The sequence below is a fragment of the Cellulomonas palmilytica genome (assembly GCF_021590045.1).
GTDB lineage: Bacteria > Actinomycetota > Actinomycetes > Actinomycetales > Cellulomonadaceae > Cellulomonas > Cellulomonas palmilytica.
In genome coordinates this window covers 1,744,012-1,762,305 of the sequence record NZ_CP062221.1, presented here as the reverse complement: position 1 = coordinate 1,762,305, position 18,294 = coordinate 1,744,012, and the positions used below count along the sequence as shown (strand labels likewise).

13 protein-coding genes are annotated in these 18,294 nt (G+C 73.7%); 9 read left to right on the top strand and 4 right to left on the bottom strand.

The genetic code is table 11. The features are described from left to right. Positions 1-13: 13 nt before the first annotated feature. Together F1D97_RS08085 and F1D97_RS08080 are read right to left on the bottom strand one after the other, a co-directional pair. Complete coding sequence (locus F1D97_RS08085) at positions 14-991, bottom strand: electron transfer flavoprotein subunit alpha/FixB family protein (RefSeq protein ID WP_236123311.1); 978 nt, start codon at positions 989-991, stop codon at positions 14-16. A gap of 75 nt (positions 992-1,066) precedes the next feature. After that, a complete protein-coding gene (locus tag F1D97_RS08080; protein WP_236123310.1) occupies positions 1,067-1,846 on the bottom strand; it encodes an electron transfer flavoprotein subunit beta/FixA family protein in 780 nt (259 codons plus the stop codon). Between the two features lie 179 nt (positions 1,847-2,025). Between F1D97_RS08080 and glgX the strand changes: the two genes are divergently transcribed. From glgX to F1D97_RS08065, 3 genes are read left to right on the top strand one after another with little or no spacing between them, the layout of a single operon-like run. Continuing rightward, a complete protein-coding gene (gene glgX / locus F1D97_RS08075; protein ID WP_236123309.1) occupies positions 2,026-4,341 on the top strand; it encodes a glycogen debranching protein GlgX in 2,316 nt (771 codons plus the stop codon). Between the two features lie 59 nt (positions 4,342-4,400). Then, positions 4,401-4,937, top strand: coding sequence for a flavodoxin domain-containing protein (locus F1D97_RS08070; protein WP_236123308.1), 537 nt, complete (start codon positions 4,401-4,403; stop codon positions 4,935-4,937). 51 nt (positions 4,938-4,988) lie between these two features. After that, positions 4,989-6,641, top strand: coding sequence for an FAD-binding dehydrogenase (locus F1D97_RS08065; RefSeq protein ID WP_236123307.1), 1,653 nt, complete (start codon positions 4,989-4,991; stop codon positions 6,639-6,641). A gap of 4 nt (positions 6,642-6,645) precedes the next feature. Here F1D97_RS08065 and F1D97_RS08060 read toward each other — a convergent pair whose 3' ends face one another. Next, on the bottom strand, positions 6,646-7,887 hold the full coding sequence (locus tag F1D97_RS08060) for an AGE family epimerase/isomerase (RefSeq protein ID WP_236123306.1): 1,242 nt from the start codon (positions 7,885-7,887) through the stop codon (positions 6,646-6,648). A 368-nt stretch (positions 7,888-8,255) separates the two neighbouring features. Here F1D97_RS08060 and F1D97_RS08055 point away from each other — a divergent pair, with 368 nt between their 5' ends. From F1D97_RS08055 to F1D97_RS08045, 3 genes are all read left to right on the top strand, one after another. Further along, complete coding sequence (locus F1D97_RS08055) at positions 8,256-10,469, top strand: alpha-1,4-glucan--maltose-1-phosphate maltosyltransferase (RefSeq protein WP_396022568.1); 2,214 nt, start codon at positions 8,256-8,258, stop codon at positions 10,467-10,469. A 71-nt stretch (positions 10,470-10,540) separates the two neighbouring features. Further along, complete coding sequence (treS, locus tag F1D97_RS08050; protein WP_396022586.1) at positions 10,541-12,286, top strand: maltose alpha-D-glucosyltransferase; 1,746 nt, start codon at positions 10,541-10,543, stop codon at positions 12,284-12,286. 1 nt (position 12,287) lies between these two features. Further along, positions 12,288-13,637, top strand: coding sequence for a phosphotransferase (locus F1D97_RS08045; RefSeq protein WP_236123305.1), 1,350 nt, complete (start codon positions 12,288-12,290; stop codon positions 13,635-13,637). A gap of 34 nt (positions 13,638-13,671) precedes the next feature. Here F1D97_RS08045 and F1D97_RS08040 read toward each other — a convergent pair whose 3' ends face one another. Next, positions 13,672-14,910 (bottom strand): ROK family transcriptional regulator, encoded by a 1,239-nt coding sequence (locus tag F1D97_RS08040; RefSeq protein ID WP_236123304.1) that lies wholly within the window; start codon positions 14,908-14,910, stop codon positions 13,672-13,674. Positions 14,911-15,119: 209 nt separating this feature from the next. Between F1D97_RS08040 and F1D97_RS08035 the strand changes: the two genes are divergently transcribed. The 3 genes from F1D97_RS08035 to F1D97_RS08025 are packed head-to-tail and all read left to right on the top strand — an operon-like array spanning position 15,120 to position 18,276. Continuing rightward, a complete protein-coding gene (locus tag F1D97_RS08035; RefSeq protein WP_236123303.1) occupies positions 15,120-16,469 on the top strand; it encodes an ABC transporter substrate-binding protein in 1,350 nt (449 codons plus the stop codon). A gap of 8 nt (positions 16,470-16,477) precedes the next feature. Further along, on the top strand, positions 16,478-17,443 hold the full coding sequence (locus F1D97_RS08030) for a carbohydrate ABC transporter permease (RefSeq protein WP_236123302.1): 966 nt from the start codon (positions 16,478-16,480) through the stop codon (positions 17,441-17,443). Further along, positions 17,440-18,276, top strand: a complete 837-nt coding sequence (locus F1D97_RS08025) for a carbohydrate ABC transporter permease (protein WP_236123301.1) — start codon at positions 17,440-17,442, stop codon at positions 18,274-18,276. The genes F1D97_RS08030 and F1D97_RS08025 overlap by 4 nt, the downstream gene beginning before the upstream one ends. Positions 18,277-18,294: the final 18 nt, after the last annotated feature.

Here is an 18,294-nt window from a genome sequence, read left to right as displayed (position 1 = left end):
GACGAACCGCGCGTCAGCCCTTGAGGCGCCGCAGCTCGGCCGTGAGCTGCGGGACGACCGTCGTGAGGTCGCCCACGACGCCGTAGTCCGCGATCTCGAAGATCGGCGCGTCGGGGTCGGAGTTGATCGCGACGATCGTGCCGGACGCCTGCATGCCGCCGCGGTGGTGCACCGCGCCGGACACGCCCGCGCCGATGTACAGGCGCGGGGAGATCGTCACGCCGGTCTGGCCGATCTGCGCGTCGTGGCCGATCCAGCCCTCGTCGGTGGCGACGCGCGTCGCGCCCACGGCCGCGCCCAGCACGTCGGCGAGCTCCTCGAGCGGCGTGAAGTCGCCCTCGGTGCCGCGTCCGCCGGTCACGACGATGTGCGCGCTGCCCAGGTCGGGGCGGCCCGTGGCCGGGCGCTCCGTCCGCTCGACGACGCGCACGCGCGTCGCGGAGGCCGACGCGGTGAACGCGTGCTCGGTGACCTGCGGCTCGACGGGCGCGTCCGCGTCGGCCGCGACCACGCTGTTCGCCTTGAGGAGCACGACCGCGAGCGCGGCGCGCACCGCGCAGCGCGTGGTCCACGTGCCGGCGAACACCGTCTTGCCGGCGACGAGCGCCCCGTCGACGCGCTCGAGCGCGTCCGCGTCGGTGACGACGCCCGCACCGGTGGCGACCGCGAGGTGCGCGGCGACCTCCTTGTTCTCGAACGACGAGGTCGCGAGCAGCGTGCTCGCGCCGGTCGCCTCGAGCAGGCCCGCGAGGCCCTCGGCGAGCACCGCGGCCGCGTGCAGGTCCGCGCCGTCGGCGGTGACGCGGTAGACCTGCGTGACGCCGAGCGCGCCGAGCTCGGCGAGCGTCTGCGCGCTCGGCTCGGCTCCGTCGACCGCCCATGCCCCGGTGACGCCGCCGCCGAGGCTGCGGGCGAGCGTGACGAGCTCGCGCACGGGCGTGCGCAGCGCGCCGGACGCGGTGTGGTCGAGCAGGACGAGGGTGTCGCTCACGGTGGTCCTCAGTTCTTGCCGGGCCACGCGCCGCTCGCGGCGGCTCGTGGCGGGGTCACGCAGGAGAAGAAGGGGTCAGACGAGCTGGTTCTCGACGAGGTACGCCGCGAGCTTCACGCCCGCGTCGCCCGTGTCGTTGACGAGCACGCGGTCCTCGCGCGCGGGGCGCGGCGCGGCCTCGAGCACCTCGGTGCGGGAGCCGGCGTCGCCGACGAGCGTCGCGTCGAGCCCCAGGTCGGCGAGCGTCAGGGTCGTGACCGGCTTCTTCTTGGCCGCCATGATCCCCTTGAAGTTGGGGTAACGCGGCTCGTTGGCCTGGTCGGTCACCGAGACGAGCGCGGGCAGGTCCGCCTCGAGCACCTCGCTCGCGTGGTCGAGGTTGCGCGTGACGCGCACGGTCGACCCCGTGACCTCGAGGCTCGCGGCGAGCGGGAGCGCCGGGACGTCGAGCAGCGACGCGAGCGCGGTCGGCACGAGCGAGGTCAGCCCGTCGAGGCCCGCCATGCCCGTCACGACGAGGTCGGCGCCGCCGACGTGCCGCACCGCGGCCGCGAGCACGCGCGCGGTACCGAGCGCGTCGGAGCCGGCGATCGCGTCGTCGAGCACGTGCACGGCCTCGTCGGCGCCCATCTGCAGGCCCTTGCGCACGGCGTCCACCGCGTCGTCGGGGCCCACGGTCACGACGACCACCGACCCCTCGCCCGCGGCCTCGACGACGCTCAGGGCGGCCTCGAGCGCGTTCTCGTCGAGCTCGTTGAGCGTCCCGTCGCCGCCGTCGCGGGCGGTGCGGCCGTCGACGAGACGGCGGTCCGACTGGATGTCCGGGACGTACTTCACGCAGACGACGATCTTCACGTCCGGAACGTTACCCGTCGCACGGCTCGTCGCGTCCGGTGCTGCTCGCCTGCCGGACGCCCCCACGGGTCGTCGCAGGTCAGCCGCCCGCCCGCCGGCGCCCATGCCCGCGGGGCCCCGGACCAGCGCGCGCACCACGTCCCGGCCACGACACCCGCCCGACACGACGGTCCGTCACAATGTCCGGCGTGAACGCGCGACCGACGAGCTCCCGCCGCCCGGCGCGCCTGGGCGTCCACCCGGTGCGCGGCGGCGTCGAGGTCGCCGTGCTCGCGACCCACGCGACCGGCGTCGACCTGTGCCTGTTCGACGGCCACGGCGACGAGCCGCACACGACCGAGCGGCGCGTCGCGCTCGACGGGCCGGTGCACGGGGTGTTCTCGGGCTTCGTGCCGGACGTCGCGCCGGGCACGCGCTACGGGCTGCGCGCGCACGGCGCGTGGGACCCGGTGCACGGCCTGCGGCACAACCCCGCCAAGCTGCTCGTCGACCCGTGGGCCCGCGGCCTGGAGGGCGAGCTGTCGTACGGCCCGCACACGTACGGGCACGTGGTCGACGACGGGTGCCGCGGCGACGTGCACGGCCCGGCGGACCCGCGCGACTCGGCGGGGCACGTGCCCTACTCGGTGGTCGTGGACACCGCCGCGCTGCCGGGACCCGACCCGGCGGCGAACCGCCCGTGGGTGCCGTGGGAGCGCACGGTGGTCTACGAGGCGCACGTGCGGGGCCTGACGATGCTGCACCCCGACGTGCCGCCCGAGCTGCGCGGCACGTACGCGGGCCTCGCGCACCCGGCGGTCGTCGACCACCTCGTCGGGCTGGGCGTCACCGCCGTCGAGCTGCTGCCGATCCACGCCGCGGCGTCCGAGCCGCACCTCGTGGAGAAGGGCCTGACGAACTACTGGGGCTACAGCACGCTCGGGTTCTTCGCGCCCGAGCCGCGGTACGCGACCGCGGCGGCGCGCGCGGCCGGCCCGGCGGCGGTGCTCGCGGAGCTGCGGGGCGCGGTGCACGCGCTGCACGAGGCGGGGATCGAGGTGCTCCTCGACGTCGTCTACAACCACACCTGCGAGGGCGGCAACCCGGGCCAGCACGTGTCGTGGCGCGGCCTCGACAACACGCTGTACTACTGGCACGACGGCGGTGTGCCCGCGACCCTCGCGGACGTCACCGGGACCGGCAACACGCTCGACTTCCGGCGCACCGAGGTGGTGCGCATGACGCTGGACTCGCTGCGCTACTGGGCGGACGTGGTGGGCGTCGACGGCTTCCGGTTCGACCTGGCGGTCACGCTCGGGCGCGGTCCGGACGGGTTCACGCCCAGCCACCCCCTGCTCGTCGGCGCGGCGACCGACCCGTCGCTGCACGGGCTCAAGCTCGTCGCCGAGCCGTGGGACGTGGGCCCCGGCGGGTGGCGCACGGGGCAGTTCGGGCTGCCGTGGGCGGAGTGGAACGACCGGTTCCGCAACGCGGTGCGCTCGTTCTGGCTCGCGGACCCGGCGCGCGCCGCGCACGGGCTGCCGGGGCACCGGGTGCGCGACCTCGCGACGCGCCTGTCCGGCTCGGTCGACCTGTTCGGGCACGGCGACCCGCCGCTCGTGCGCGGCCCGGGCTCGTCGGTCAACTTCGTCACCGCGCACGACGGGTTCACGCTCGCGGACCTGGTCGCGTACGACCACAAGCACAACCTCGCCAACGGCGAGGGCAACCGCGACGGCAGCGACGACAACCGCTCGTGGAACCACGGCGTCGAGGGCCCCGTGGAGGTCGACTCCCCTGCCGCCGCGGTGCTGCCGCTGCGCCGCCGCTCGATCCGCAACCTGCTCGCGACGCTCGTCGTCGCCGCGGGAACGCCCATGATCACGGCCGGCGACGAGCTCGGGCGCACGCAGCGCGGCAACAACAACGCGTACTGCCAGGACACCGAGCTCGCGTGGGTGTCGTGGGACCTGTCCCCGTGGCGCCAGGACCTGCTCGCGACCGCGCGGTACCTGCTCGCGCTGCGCCGCGAGCACCGCGCGCTGCGGGCGACGCGGTTCTACTCGGGCCGGCCGCTGCGTCCGGGCGGGCGGCCGGACCTCGCGTGGTTCGCCGCGGACGGCACGTCGTTCGACCACGACCGCTGGCACGACCCGAGCATCCGCACGCTGCAGATGGCGCGCGCGACGGACGACGACGCGGGCACGGAGCCCGACGTCGTGCTCGTCGTCGTGAACGGGTCGCTGCAGGAGGTCGACGTGACGCTCGCGGGGCGGCCCGGCGACCGGTGGCGGCTCGCGTGGGACTCGGTGTGGGACCACCCCGACGAGGCGCGCTCGTCGGCCATCGCGGGTGCGCTGCACGCGGCGGCGGGCGACGAGATCGTCCTCGAGCCCCTGAGCCTGCGCCTGTACGTGCTCGAGCCCGAGCCGGCGACGAGCGGACCCGAGCCGACATCCGAGCCGACACCAGAGCCGGCACCGAGGCCCGAGCAGCACGCGGGCGGGGCGGCCTGACCGGCACGCAGGGACCTCCGGCCCACCCACCTGCGGGCGCGCGCGGCGATCCTGGTGACATGGTTGCGGTCGTCGTCTTCGAGTCGATGTTCGGGTGCACGCGTGCGGTCGCCACCGCGGTCGCCGAGGGCATGACGTCCGCGGGCCTGGAGACGGTCGTCCTGCCGGTGGACGAGGCGCTCGCCAACGACGACCTCGTGGCGCGCGCCCGGCTGCTCGTCGTGGGGGCGCCCACGCACATGCGCGGCCTGAGCACGGCGCGCTCGCGTGCGCTCGCCCGTGCCCGCGGTGCCGACGCCGAGCCCGGGCTCGGCGTGCACGACTGGCTCGACGCGCTCCCGGGCCTGCAGGGGCGCGCGGTCGCGGTGTTCGACACGCGGTCCTGGTCGCGGTTCGCCGGGTCGGCGGGCTCGCGCATCGAGAAGCTGCTGCACCGCCGCGGTGCGGAGCTCGTGGCGCCCACGCAGGCGTTCGGCGTCGAGGGCGGCGACGGCGGTCGGGCGACCATCACCGACGCGCAGGTCGACCTGGCGCGCGTGTGGGGCGCGTCGATCGCGGCGCACGTGGTCGGGGCGCCCGCCGGTCACAGCGCCTGACGCCTCGCCCGCCCCCCTTCTGGACGCTCGTCCAGCGGGTTAGGCTGCGGCATGCGTACCCACGACGTCGTGGTCGTCGGCGCCGGCCTGGCCGGGCTCGTCGCGACAGCCGAGCTGACCCGCGCGGGCCGCCGCGTGCTCCTGCTGGACGCCGAGAACGCCGCGAGCCTCGGCGGGCAGGCGTTCTGGTCGTTCGGCGGACTGTTCCTGGTGGACTCCCCCGAGCAACGCCGCCTGGGCGTGCACGACAGCGCCGAGCTCGCGCTCGCCGACTGGTTCGGCTCCGCGCAGTTCGCCGACGACGGCTCCGACCGCTGGGGCCGCGCGTGGGCCGAGGGCTTCGTCGACTTCGCCGCGGGCGAGATGCGCTCGTGGCTGCACGGCCAGGGCGTGCGGTGGTTCCCGCTCGTGCAGTGGGCCGAGCGCGGCGGCTACACCGCGGGCGGGCACGGCAACTCCGTGCCGCGGTTCCACGTCACGTGGGGCACCGGCCCGGGCATCCTCGAGCCGTTCGTGCGCGCGCTGCTCGACGCGCGCGCCTCGGGCCTCGTCGACGTGCGGTTCCGGCACCGCGTGACCGGGTTCGTCGTGACGGACGGACGGGTCACGGGCGTGCGGGGCGACGTGCTGCGCGACGACCGCGTGGCCCGGGCCGTGCCGTCGTCGCGCGAGGTCACGGGCACGTTCGAGGTCGAGTCCGACGCGGTCGTGGTCGCGACCGGCGGCATCGGCGCGAACCACGACCTCGTGCGCGCGACGTGGCCCGCGGACGCGGGACGCCTGCCCGAGCGCATGCTCTCGGGTGTCCCGGACCACGTGGACGGCTCGGGGATCGAGGCGGCGCGCGACGCGGGCGCGGCCGTCGTGCACTCCGACCGCATGTGGCACTACCCCGAGGGCATCACCAACCACTCGCCGGTGTGGACGAACCACGGCATCCGCATCCTGCCCGGGCCGTCGTCGTTGTGGCTCGACGCGGACGGCCACCGCCTGCCCGTCCCCCTGTTCCCCGGGTTCGACGCGCTGGGCGCGCTGCAGCACGTCACGCGGCGCGGCGACGACCACTCGTGGTTCGTGCTGGACAGGACGATCCTCGGGTCGGAGTTCGCGCTGTCCGGCTCGGAGCAGAACCCGGACCTGACCGGCAAGGACGTCAAGCTGCTGCTGCAGCGCGTCAAGCCCGGCGCCGTCGGGCCGGTCGAGGCGTTCGCGCAGGACTCGCCCGAGTTCGTGTGGGCGGACACCCCCGCCGAGCTGGCCGCGAAGATGAACGCGCTGCAGGGCGACCAGCGCATCGACGCCGCCGCGCTCGAGCGCACGATCGTCGAGCGCGACCGTCAGGTCACCTCGGGACTCGCCAAGGACCTGCAGGTCGTCGCGACGAACCAGGCGCGCACGTACGTCGTCGACAAGCTCATCCGCGTCGCCAAGCCGCACCGCCTCCTCGACCCGGCGCACGGCCCGCTGCTCGCGGTGCGCCTGTCGGTGCTGACCCGCAAGACCCTCGGCGGTCTGCACACCGACCTCGAGGGCCGCGTGCTGCGCCCCGACGGCGAGGTCCTGCCGGGGCTGTGGGCCGTGGGCGAGGCGTCGGGCTTCGGCGGCGGCGGCGTGCACGGGCACCGCGCGCTCGAGGGCACGTTCCTCGGCGGCTGCCTGTTCACCGGCCGCACGGTCGGGCGCGCGCTCGCCGCGAAGGACTGAACCCTCAGCGCAGGAGGCCCGCCGCGAGCGCGGGGGCCAGCGCGGGCGTGAGCGGCAGGCGCGGCAGGAGCGTGGCCTGCACCGCGTGGTACAGGTCCGCCTTGCCCGCCCACACGGTGCGGGACACGGCGTTGTCGGTGCCGAGCTCGTGCCACCAGGAGCCGCCCGTGCGGTCGATCACGTGCGCGTCGACGTAGTCCCACCAGGTCGCGTACCGGTCCTCGAACCGGGCGTCACCCGTCGCGGCGTGCAGCGCGGCCGCCGCGCCGATCGCCTCCGCGGCGACCCAGTGCATGCGCTCGCGCACCACCGGGGTGCCGGACCAGTCGACCGTGTAGACGAAGCCGGGCGCGCCGTCGACCGCCCAGCCCTGCGCGACGCCCGCGTCGAACAGCGCGACCGCGTCGTCGAGCATCCACGCCGGCGCGGGCGTGCCGCGCGCCTCGAGCGCGGCACGCGCGTGCAGCGTGAGGCGCGCCCACTCGAACCAGTGCCCGATCGTCGCGCCGTACGGGCGGAACGGGTGCGCCGGGGTGTCCGCGTTGTACTCGAGCAGCGGGCGCCACCCGTCGTCGAAGTGCTCGGGGATCCGCCACGCGTTCTCCCGCGCGAAGCCGTGCACCACGCGCTCGGTGATGCGCACCGCGCGGTCGAGCCAGACGCGCTCGCCCGTGACGTCCGCCGCCGCGAGGTACGCCTCGACGGTGTGCATGTTGGCGTTGACGCCGCGGTAGCCGTCGAGCGTGGTGAACGCCGCGTCCCACTCCTCGACCACCATGCCGGCCTCGTCGTCCCAGAACCGGCGCTCCTGCACCGCGAGCGCCGAGGCGAGCAGCTCGCGCGCGCCGGGCCGTCCGGCCGCGGTGGCGGACGAGGCCGCGAGGACGACGAACGCGTGCGGGTAGGCGGACTTGGTCGACGAGGCGGGAACGCCGTCGCGCCCGACCTGCTCGAACCAGCCCCCGTGCTCGGGGTCCGCGAGCGGCCCGGTGATCGCAGCGAGGCCGTGGTCGACCAGTGGCGCCGAGCCGGGCCGGCCGAGCAGGTGGGCGAGCGCGTACACGTGCGTCATGCGGCACGCGATCCACAGCTCCCAGGGGCCGTCGACGGGCCGGCCCTCGTCGTCCTGCCGCGCGAAGGCGCCGCCCGCACCGACGCCCTGCGCCGAGGCCCGGCCGAACGCGAGCAGGCGGTCGGTCTCGGTCTCCAGCCACCGCGCGTGCGCGGCGCTCGCGAGCCAGCCCATGTGCCCTCCGCAGGTCTCCCGCGGCCCCCGAGCCGAGGCGCCGTCGAGGTCCCGACGGTGCCGTCCGCAGCCTGCCGCACTTTGTTTACGCGCCGAACTTAGCAGCCCGCCGGCGCCGTGACGCCGGACGGCGGGACGACGACCACCGCCACGACCCCCGCCACAGGCTCCTCGGACCGCATCCGGTCGGTGCCGTCGGACCCATCCTGGCGGATGTCCGGGCGGCGCGGCGCCCGGGCTGGACCTCGGCGGTGGACGGGCGCCGGACGGCTCACGGCTCGTGCGCCGTCGGCCGAGCGCGGCAGGTCGTGCGCACCTGTCCGGCGCTGCGGATGCTGACACCGGTCCCCGCTCGGTAGGTTCGGAGCGTGACGAGCTCCCCCGCCGGTCCGCGCCGCCGTCCTGCGAAGCCCTCCGCCCGCACGAGCCCCGCGTCGTCGTCCGCGACCCCCCGCGCGACGTCCGCCGCCACGGCCTCGCCGGCGGCCTCGAGCCCGGCCCCGACCACGGCCGCCGACCCCGCCCCGACCACCCCGCGGCAGGCCGCCGCCCCCGCGACCGCACCCGTCGCGGAGGTCGTCGTCGGACCCCCGATCGGCCGCATCCCGGTCGTCGACGTGTTCCCCGTCGCCGAGGCCGGCCGGTTCCCCGCCAAGGCCGTCGTCGGGGAGGCGTTCCCCGTGCGCGCCACCGTGTTCCGCGAGGGGCACGACGCGGTCGCCGCGACCGCGGTGCTCGTCGACCCCGACGGCCACGTGCACCAGCGCGTGCCGATGGTGGACGTCGCCCCCGGGCTGGACCGGTACGAGGCGCGGCTGCAGCCGGACCGCACGGGCCTGTGGTCGTTCCGCGTCGAGGGCTGGTCGGACCCGTACGCCACGTGGGCGCACGACGCGGCGATCAAGGTCGAGGCGGGCATCGACGTCGAGCTCATGCTCGCGGAGGGCGCGCGGCTGCTCGCGCGCGCGGCCGACCGCACGGGCGAGGACGCGATGAGCGAGCACGGCGTGCAGACGCTGCGCGAGGCCGTCACCGCCCTGAGGGACACGCACCGGTTCCCCGGCGAGCGGCTCGCGTGGGCGCTGTCGCCGCACGTGCGCGAGGCGCTCGCGCGCGAGCCGCTGCGCGACCAGGTGAGCGCGTCGCCCGCGTACCCGCTCGTCGTCGACCGCCCGCTCGCGCTGTACGGGTCCTGGTACGAGCTGTTCCCGCGCTCGCACGGCGCGGTGTGGGACGACCGCGCCCAGGAGTGGCGCTCGGGCACGCTGCGCACCGCCGCCGAGCAGCTCCCGCGCATCGCGGCGATGGGCTTCGACGTCGTGTACCTCACCCCGGTCCACCCCATCGGCGAGACGAACCGCAAGGGCCGCAACAACTCGCTCGGCGCACTGCCGGGCGACCCGGGCTCGCCCTACGCGATCGGCTCGAAGGACGGCGGGCACGACGCGATCGAGCCCACGCTCGGCACGTTCGACGACTTCGACGCGTTCGTCGCGCGCGCCCGCGAGCACGGCATGGAGGTCGCGCTCGACATCGCGCTGCAGTGCTCGCCGGACCACCCGTGGGTCGCCGAGCACCCGGAGTGGTTCACGACGAGGGTCGACGGCTCCATCGCGTACGCCGAGAACCCGCCGAAGAAGTACCAGGACATCTACCCGCTGAACTTCGACAACGACCCCGCGGGGCTGTACGCCGAGGTCCGGCGCGTGCTGCAGGTGTGGATCGACCACGGCGTGACGCTGTTCCGCGTCGACAACCCGCACACCAAGCCGCTCGACTTCTGGCAGTGGCTGCTCGCGGACGTCGCGAAGGACCACCCCGAGGTGATCTTCCTGTCGGAGGCGTTCACGCGCCCCGCGATGATGCAGAACCTCGCGAAGGTCGGGTTCCACCAGTCGTACACGTACTTCACGTGGCGGCACACGAAGACGGAGGTCAGCGAGTACCTCGCGGAGGTCTCGGGCGACCAGGGCGCGTGGATGCGACCGGCGTTCTGGCCGACGACGCACGACATCCTGCCGCCGTACCTGCAGGGCGCGGGCGGTCAGGCGTGGGCGGTGCGCGCGGTGCTCGCGGCGTTCGGCTCGCCGACGTGGGGCATCTACTCGGGCTACGAGCTGCTCGAGAACGTCCCCCGGCCGGGCGCCGACGAGCAGATCGACAACGAGAAGTACGAGTTCAAGCCACGCGACTGGTCGCGCGCGGACCACCTCGGCATCGCGACCCTGCTCGGCGAGCTCAACCGCATCCGCCGCGAGAACCCCGCGCTGCAGCAGCTGCGCAACCTGCGCGTGCACCCGACGACGGACGACGCGACCGTCGCGTTCTCCCGGCACCTCGCGGCGGAGCACTCTCCGACGGGGCGCGCGAGCACGGTCGTCGTCGTGGTGTCGCTCGACCCGTGGAACGTGCGCGAGGGCATGGTCGACCTCGACCTCGCCGCGTTCGGCCTCCCGGCGCACGGTCCGGTCGCGGCGCACGACGTGCTGCGCGACGAGCACTACGAGTGGGGCCCGCAGGTGTACGTGCGGATCGACCCCGCGGAGCGCCCCGCGCACGTCGTCGTGCTGGAGCACGCGTGAAGCCCCCGACGAGCACGTCGGCGACGACCGGCGGGCACGCCGCGCAGCCGCCCACGGCGCAGCTGCCGCGCGTGCGGGAGCCCGCGCCGACGACGTCGCAGATCCGCCTGCCGGCGGGCCGCCAGCCCGCCGTGCCCCCGGTGGCCGAGGAGGGCCTGCTCGACGACCCGGACTGGTACCGGACCGCGGTCTTCTACGAGGTCATGCTACGCAGCTTCTCCGACTCCACCGGCAGCGGCACGGGTGACCTGCGGGGCCTGATCAACCGCCTCGACTACCTGCAGTGGCTCGGCGTCGACTGCCTGTGGCTGCCGCCGTTCTACCCGAGCCCCATGCGGGACGGCGGCTACGACGTCGCGGACTACACCGCGGTCGCGAGCCAGTACGGCACGCTCGAGGAGTTCGCCGAGCTCGTGCGCGAGTCGCACCGGCGCGGGATGCGCGTGGTCGTCGACCTCGTGATGAACCACACGAGCGACGCGCACCCGTGGTTCCAGGCGTCCCGCAGCGACCCGGAGGGCCCGTACGGGGACTTCTACGTGTGGTCCGACGACAACACGCGCTACCCGGACGCGCGCATCATCTTCGTCGACACCGAGACGTCCAACTGGACGTTCGACCCCGTGCGGCGGCAGTACTTCTGGCACCGGTTCTTCAGCCACCAGCCGGACCTGAACTTCGAGAACCCGCGCGTGCGCGAGGCGATGCTCGACGTCGCGCGGTTCTGGCTGGGCCTGGGCATCGACGGGTTCCGCCTCGACGCGGTGCCGTACCTGTTCGAGGCCGAGGGCACGAACTGCGAGAACCTGCCGGAGACGCACGCGTTCCTGCGCACGGTGCGGGCGATGATCGACGCGGAGTTCCCGGGGCGCATCATGCTCGCCGAGGCGAACCAGTGGCCCGAGGACGTCGTGCACTACTTCGGCACCGAGGACGAGCCGGAGTGCCACATGTGCTTCCACTTCCCGGTCATGCCGCGCATCTACTACGCGATGCGCGACCAGCGGGCGACGTCGATCGTCGACATCCTGGCCGACACCCCGCCGATCCCCGACAACGGCGCCCAGTGGAGCACGTTCCTGCGCAACCACGACGAGCTCACGCTCGAGATGGTCTCGACCGAGGAGCGCGCGTCGATGTACGGGTGGTTCGCGCCCGACTCGCGGATGCGCGCGAACGTGGGCATCCGGCGCCGCCTCGCGCCGCTGCTGGACAACTCCCGCAAGGAGATCGAGCTCGCGCACGCGCTGCTGCTGAGCCTGCCGGGCAGCCCGTGCCTCTACTACGGCGACGAGATCGGCATGGGCGACAACATCTGGCTGCCGGACCGCGACTCGGTGCGCACGCCGATGCAGTGGACCCCCGACCGCAACGCGGGCTTCTCGGTGGCCGACCCGGGCAAGCTCAACCTGCCGCTCGTGCAGTCGCTCGTGTACCACTACGGGCACACGAACGTGGAGGCGCAGCTCGCGCAGCCGACGAGCCTGCTGCACTGGGTGCGCGGCATGCTCACGGTCCGCAAGCAGCATCCCGCGATGGGGGTCGGCGACTTCCGCGTCGTGGCGAGCGACAACGACTCGGTGCTGACGTTCACCCGCTCGTCGGCGCACGAGACCGTGCTCGTGGTCGCCAACCTCGCGGCGACCGCACGTTCGACGAGCGTCACGCTGCCGGCCCACGCGGGCGCCGAGCTGCACGACGTGTTCGGCGGTGCGTCCTTCGGGACGCTCGACGCGACGGGCTCGACGCGGTTCACGCTCGGCTCGCGCGAGTTCTTCTGGCTCGTCGTGACGCCCGCCCCGGGCCCGGCGGTCTGACGTGCTCACCGCGCAGGCACCGACGTCCGCCGACCAGCGGCTGCTGGCGACGGTCGCGGCCGACCTGCCGGGGCGCCGGTGGTTCCCGGTCAAGGGCGCGTCGGCCGACCTCACGGTGCACGCCGTGGTCCCGCTGGTCGACCCGCGGCGCGCGGCGGACGTGCGCGTGCTGCTGGTCGCGGCCCGCACGGGCACCGGTACGGGCACCGGCACGGCAGGGTCCGGGGGCGCGACCTCGCTCCTGCAGGTGCCGCTCGTCGTCGTGACCGGCGACGAGGAGGCGGGCGCCCCGCTGGGCGACGGCCGCACGGTGCTCGACGGCGCGGCGCACCCCGCGTTCCTGCGCGCGTGGCTCGCGGCGGCGGAGGGCCCGGGCGGCGCACCCGCGGCCGTCGACCTCGCGCACGTGCACGCGATCACGGGCGAGCAGTCCAACTCGTCCGTCGTCCTGGGCGCGCCGGGCGACCCGGGCCGGGCGATCCTCAAGGTCGTGCGCACGCTGCACCACGGCGAGAACCCGGACGTCGAGGTCCCCCGCGCGCTCGTCGAGCACGGGTACACGGGCGTCCCGGCGCCGCTCGCGTGGCTGCGCGCGACGTGGCCGGACGCCACGACGGGCGAGGTGGCGGCGGGGTACCTCGGGGTCGCGGCGGCGTTCGTCTCGGGTGCGCGCGACGGGTTCGAGCTCGCGTGCGAGCTCGCGGGGACCGGGACGCCGTTCGCGGCGCACGCGCACGCGCTCGGCGAGGTCACCGCGCGCATGCACGCGGCGCTCGCCCGCGCGTTCCCGACGGTCACGGACCCGGACGGGCCCGAGCGGCTCGCACGTGCGCTGCTCGACCGGTACGCGTGGGCGCGTGCGGCGACGTCTGCGGTCGAGCCGTACCACGCGGGAGTCGTCCGCGCGGCCGACGAGGTGCGCGCGCTGCGCGCCACACCGGCGCGCCAGCGCGTGCACGGCGACCTGCACCTGGGCCAGGTGCTGCACGGCGCGGACGGCTGGCTCGTGCTGGACTTCGAGGGCGAGCCGCTCGCCCCGCTCGAGGCGCGCACACGCCCGGACCTCGCGGTGCGGGACGTCGCGGGGCTGCTGCGCTCGTTCGACTACGCCGCCGCGGTGGGCGGTGCGACCGGGGACGCGGCGCAGCGCTGGGTCACCGCCGCGCGCGAGGCGCTGCTCGCGGGCTACGCGCAGGCCTCGCCGCCGTCGTCGGTCGACCCGGCGGACGCTGCGCTCCTGACGCGCGCGCTCGAGCTCGACAAGACGCTGTACGAGGCGGTGTACGAGGCACGCAACCGCCCGAGCTGGCTGCCCATCCCGCTCGCGGGGCTGGACCGGCTCGCGGGCTGACCCGTCCGTCGACCCTGCCCGTCGACCCTGCCCGTCAGCCCTGCGCGACGACCTCGGCGGGCTCGAGGACCATGCGCATGCCGCGCCGCCGGGGCGCGAGCTCGGCCTGCAGGACGAGCGCGGCGGCGCCGACCGCCGCGGCCTCGGGCGCGTGGGACGAGATCGCGACGCGCACGCCGTGGCTGCCGCGCGCGAAGAACGTGCGCGACAGGCGCTCCTGGATCACGGGCAGGTAGAGCGACCCGGCGATCGCGAACGACGGCCCGGTGAGGACGACGTGCGCGAGGTCGAGCACGTTGGCGAGCGTCTGCGCGGCGACCGCGAGGTACTGCGCGGACCGCTCGAGCAGTGCCATCGCGTCGGCCTCCCCGCGCGCGGCGGCGCGGGCGATCTGCGCGAAGTCCTCGGACACGCCGCGCCCCGCGAGCTCGAAGCCCGCCTCGCGCGCCTGCGCGACGACGGCCGCGGGGCCCGCGAGCGCCTCGACGCAGCCCTTGCTGCCGCACCAGCACGTGGGCCCGTCGACGGCGACGCAGACGTGACCGACCTCGCCGGCGTTGGAGCTCGACCCCCGGTACACGGTGCCGTCGACGAGGATGCCCGCACCGATGCCGGTGCCCATGTAGAGCGCCGCGAACGCGCTGCCGGTGGGCACTCCCCCGGACCAGTACTCGCCGATGGCGGCGGCGGTCGCGTCGTTGTCGAGCAGCACGGGCAGGCCGACGGCCTCCTCGAGCGCGGCGGCGAGCGGGAACTCGGTCCACGCCTGCATGACGGGCGGCGTGAGGGTCATGCCGGTGGTGGCGGCGATGGGTCCGGGTGACACGACGCCGAGGCCGAGGATGCGTTCGGGGTCGACGCCGGTGCGCGCGACGGTCGCGCGGATCTCGGCGGCGATGCGCGCGACGACCTCGCGCGGGTCGTCGGATCCCGCGCCGGGCCGCCGCCAGCGCGCGACGACCGCCCCGCCGAGGTTGGCGATGACGTAGGTGATGCCCGCGTGGTCGAGGTGCACGCCGACGGCGAACCGCGCGTACGGGTCGAGCTCGAGCAGCATGCGGGGCTTGCCACCGGTGGACTCGGCGCGGCCGACCTCGACGACGAGCCCGTCGTCGATGAGGCGGCGCACGACGGTCGAGACGGTGGCGCCCGTGAGGCCGGAGACGCGCGTGAGCTCGACGCGCGAGACCGTGCCGGCGGCGCGGATCAGGTCGAGGATCGCGGACCTGCTGCTCGCGTGCGCGGCGCCGATGCCCTCCTGGGTGCTGTTCACAGCCCTCCTGTCGTCGCCGGCCACGGCGGTGGCGCGCGGCCCCATGGTAACGATCCGGGAACGCCCGGCTGCTGAGCGACACCGATGCGTTGACTTACTTTATTCACTGGTCTAAGAATGTCGACGGGGTCGGAAGATCCCGTTTGGGCGACGACGCCCACCCCCCACGGCCGGCACGGCGAGGTGCCGGGACGACGAGAGGATCACCGATGTTCCCTCACCACCGACGCCGCCGACCGCTGGGCCTCGCGATGGGCCTCACCGCGGCGAGCGCGGTCCTGGCCCTGACCGCCGCGTGCTCCGGGGCCTCCGACGACCCGCCCGCCGACTCGACGCCCGACGCCGACGCGACGCCCTCGGGCGCCATCACGGTGCTCACCTGGCGCACGGACCTCGTCGAGGACGGCACGTTCGACGAGTACGTCGCGCAGTTCAAGGCGACGTACCCCGACGTCACCGACGTGAAGATCGAGGGCATCACCGACTACGAGGGCGAGGTGAAGACGCGCATGAACACCGACAACTACGGCGACGTGCTCGCGATCCCCGGCTCGGTGACCCCCGACCAGCTCGGCGACTTCTTCGAGCCCCTCGGCGACTACGACGAGATGGCGAAGGAGTACCGCTGGATCACGGACAAGACGTTCGAGGGCAAGTCCTACGGCATCCCCGTGGTCGGCAACGTGCAGGGCATCGTCTACAACACGAAGGTCTGGGAGGCCGCGGGCGTCACGGACTTCCCGACGACACCCGAGGAGTTCCTGACCGACCTGCAGGCGATCAAGGACGCGGGCATCAAGGTCGCCCCGCTCTACACCAACTACAAGGACAGCTGGCCGCTGACCCAGTGGAACGGCGCGCGCGGCGCCGTCACCGCGAACCCGGACTACGTCAACGAGATGACGGCGACCGACACGCCGTGGACCGAGGACTCCGACTCGGGCGTCATCGACGGGCTGATCTACGACGTCGTCGCGAAGGGCCTCACGGAGGCGGACCCGACGACCACCAACTGGGAGCAGTCCAAGCAGCTGCTCGGCACGGGCGAGATCGCCACGATGGTCCTCGGCTCGTGGGCGATCCCGCAGATGCAGGCGGCCGCGGAGGCCGCGGGCGCCAGCGCGGACGACATCGGCTACATGCCGTTCCCCGCGCAGGTCGACGGCACGTTCCACGCGGTCGCCGGCGGTGACTACAACCTCGGCATCAACGTGCACTCGAAGAACAAGGTCACCGCGCGCGCGTGGATCGACTGGTTCAACCACGAGTCCGGGTTCTCGGAGTCGCAGGTCGGTCTGTCGCCGCTGATCGACGGCGAGGTGCCGGCCGCGCTGCAGGGCTTCGTCGACGAGGTCGAGCTCATCACGCTGAACCCCGCGCCCGCGGGCAAGGAGTCGCTGTTCGCGGACATCGACACCGCGTCCGGCATCGTGACGACCGACCCGAAGTACCGCCAGAAGATCGTCGACGACGCCCGCTCCGGTGCGCGCACCAAGCAGGAGATCTTCGACGACCTCAACGCCGCGTGGGCCGACGGCCGCGCGGAGGCCGGCGCCTGAGGAAGCGGATGACCACCGCCGAGACGGGCGTGCGGCGCCCGACGACGGCGGCCGCCCCGACCGGCCGCGCCCCCGGGACCTCCTCCCCGGGGGGCGCGGCCGGACCCCGCTGGCGCCGCCGGATCGTCCCCTACCTGTTCCTGCTCGTGCCGGTGGCGCTGCTGGTGCTGCTCACGTACGTCCCCGTCGTGAACATGTTCTGGTACTCGTTCACCGACTGGGACGGCCTGGACAAGACGAAGAACCTCGTCGGGTTCGAGAACTACACCGAGGTCTTCACCGACCCGGAGAACCTGCACGTGTTCTACGTGTCCCTGTACTACTTCGTGGCGTCGTTCGTGCAGATGGTGATCGCGCTGTACTTCGCGACGATCCTGTCGTTCAGGATCCGGTTCAAGAACCTGTGGAAGGGCATCCTGTTCTTCCCGTACCTCATCAACGGCGTCGCGATCGGCCTGATCTTCCTCAACTTCCTGCGCCCCGAGGGCGGGCTCGACACCGTGCTCATGTCGCTCGGGCTCGAGTCGCTCGTCCAGCAGTGGACGGGTGACCCGGACATCGCGAACGCGACGCTCGCGAGCGTCTCGGTCTGGCGCTACATGGGGCTGAACTTCGTGATGTTCCTGGGCGCGATCCAGTCGATCAGCTCGGAGATCTACGAGGCCGCCGAGATCGACGGCGCGAGCCGCTGGCACGAGTTCCGGTACATCATCCTGCCGTCCATCCGCCCGATCGTCGGGCTCTCCCTGATCCTCGCGATCTCCGGCTCCCTGTCGGTGTTCGAGATCCCGAAGGTCATGACGGACGGCGGCAACGGCACCGAGACGTTCGTCATGCGCACGGTCTGGATGGCGTTCAACCGCAACATGGTCGGCCTCGCCTCCGCGATGGCGGTGGTCCTGCTGGTCGTGGTGCTGATCGTCACCTGGGTCCAGCGCAAGGTGCTCCCCGACGACGAGGTGGACCTGACATGACCCGCACCCTGACCGCCGGCCTGGCGAGCACCGTGAAGTACGTGTCCCTGGTGGTCGCGTCGCTCGTGATGATCCTGCCGATCGTGCTCATCGTCATGGGCTCCTTCAAGACCAACCAGGAGTTCCTGTCCACCGGCCCGTTCACGGCACCCGAGAGCTGGACGAACGTCTCCAACTACGTCACGGCGTTCACCCGTGGCGGTATGGCGCGCGGCTTCGTCAACACGGTGCTCATCTTCACGGTGGCCATCGCGGGCACGATCCTCATCGGTGCGGCGACCGCGTACGCGCTCGACCGGTTCCGGTTCGTCGGGCGCCGCGGCGTGCTCAACCTGTTCCTGCTCGCGACGCTCGTCCCGGGCGTCACCACGCAGGTCGCGACGTTCCAGATCATCAACTGGCTGGGTCTCTACGACAGCCAGGCCGCGCTGATCCTGCTGTTCATGGGCACGGACATCATCTCGATCTACATCTTCCTGCAGTTCGTGCGCAGCATCCCGCGCTCGCTCGACGAGGCCGCGACGATCGACGGCGCCGGGCACCTGCGGATCTTCTTCCGGATCATCCTGCCCAACCTCAAGCCCGCGATCGCGACGGTCGTGATCATCAAGGGGATCGGCATCTACAACGAGTTCTTCCTGCCGTTCCTGTACATCACCGACCCGGAGAAGCGGCCCATCTCCACAGCGCTGTTCGCGTTCAAGGGGCCGTTCGGCTCGCAGTGGGAGGTCATCAGCGCGGGCGTCGTCATCACGATCGTGCCGATCCTCGTCCTGTTCCTGTTCCTGCAGCGGTTCATCTACAACGGCTTCACCTCAGGAGCGACCAAGTAGCCCGCGACGACGAGACCT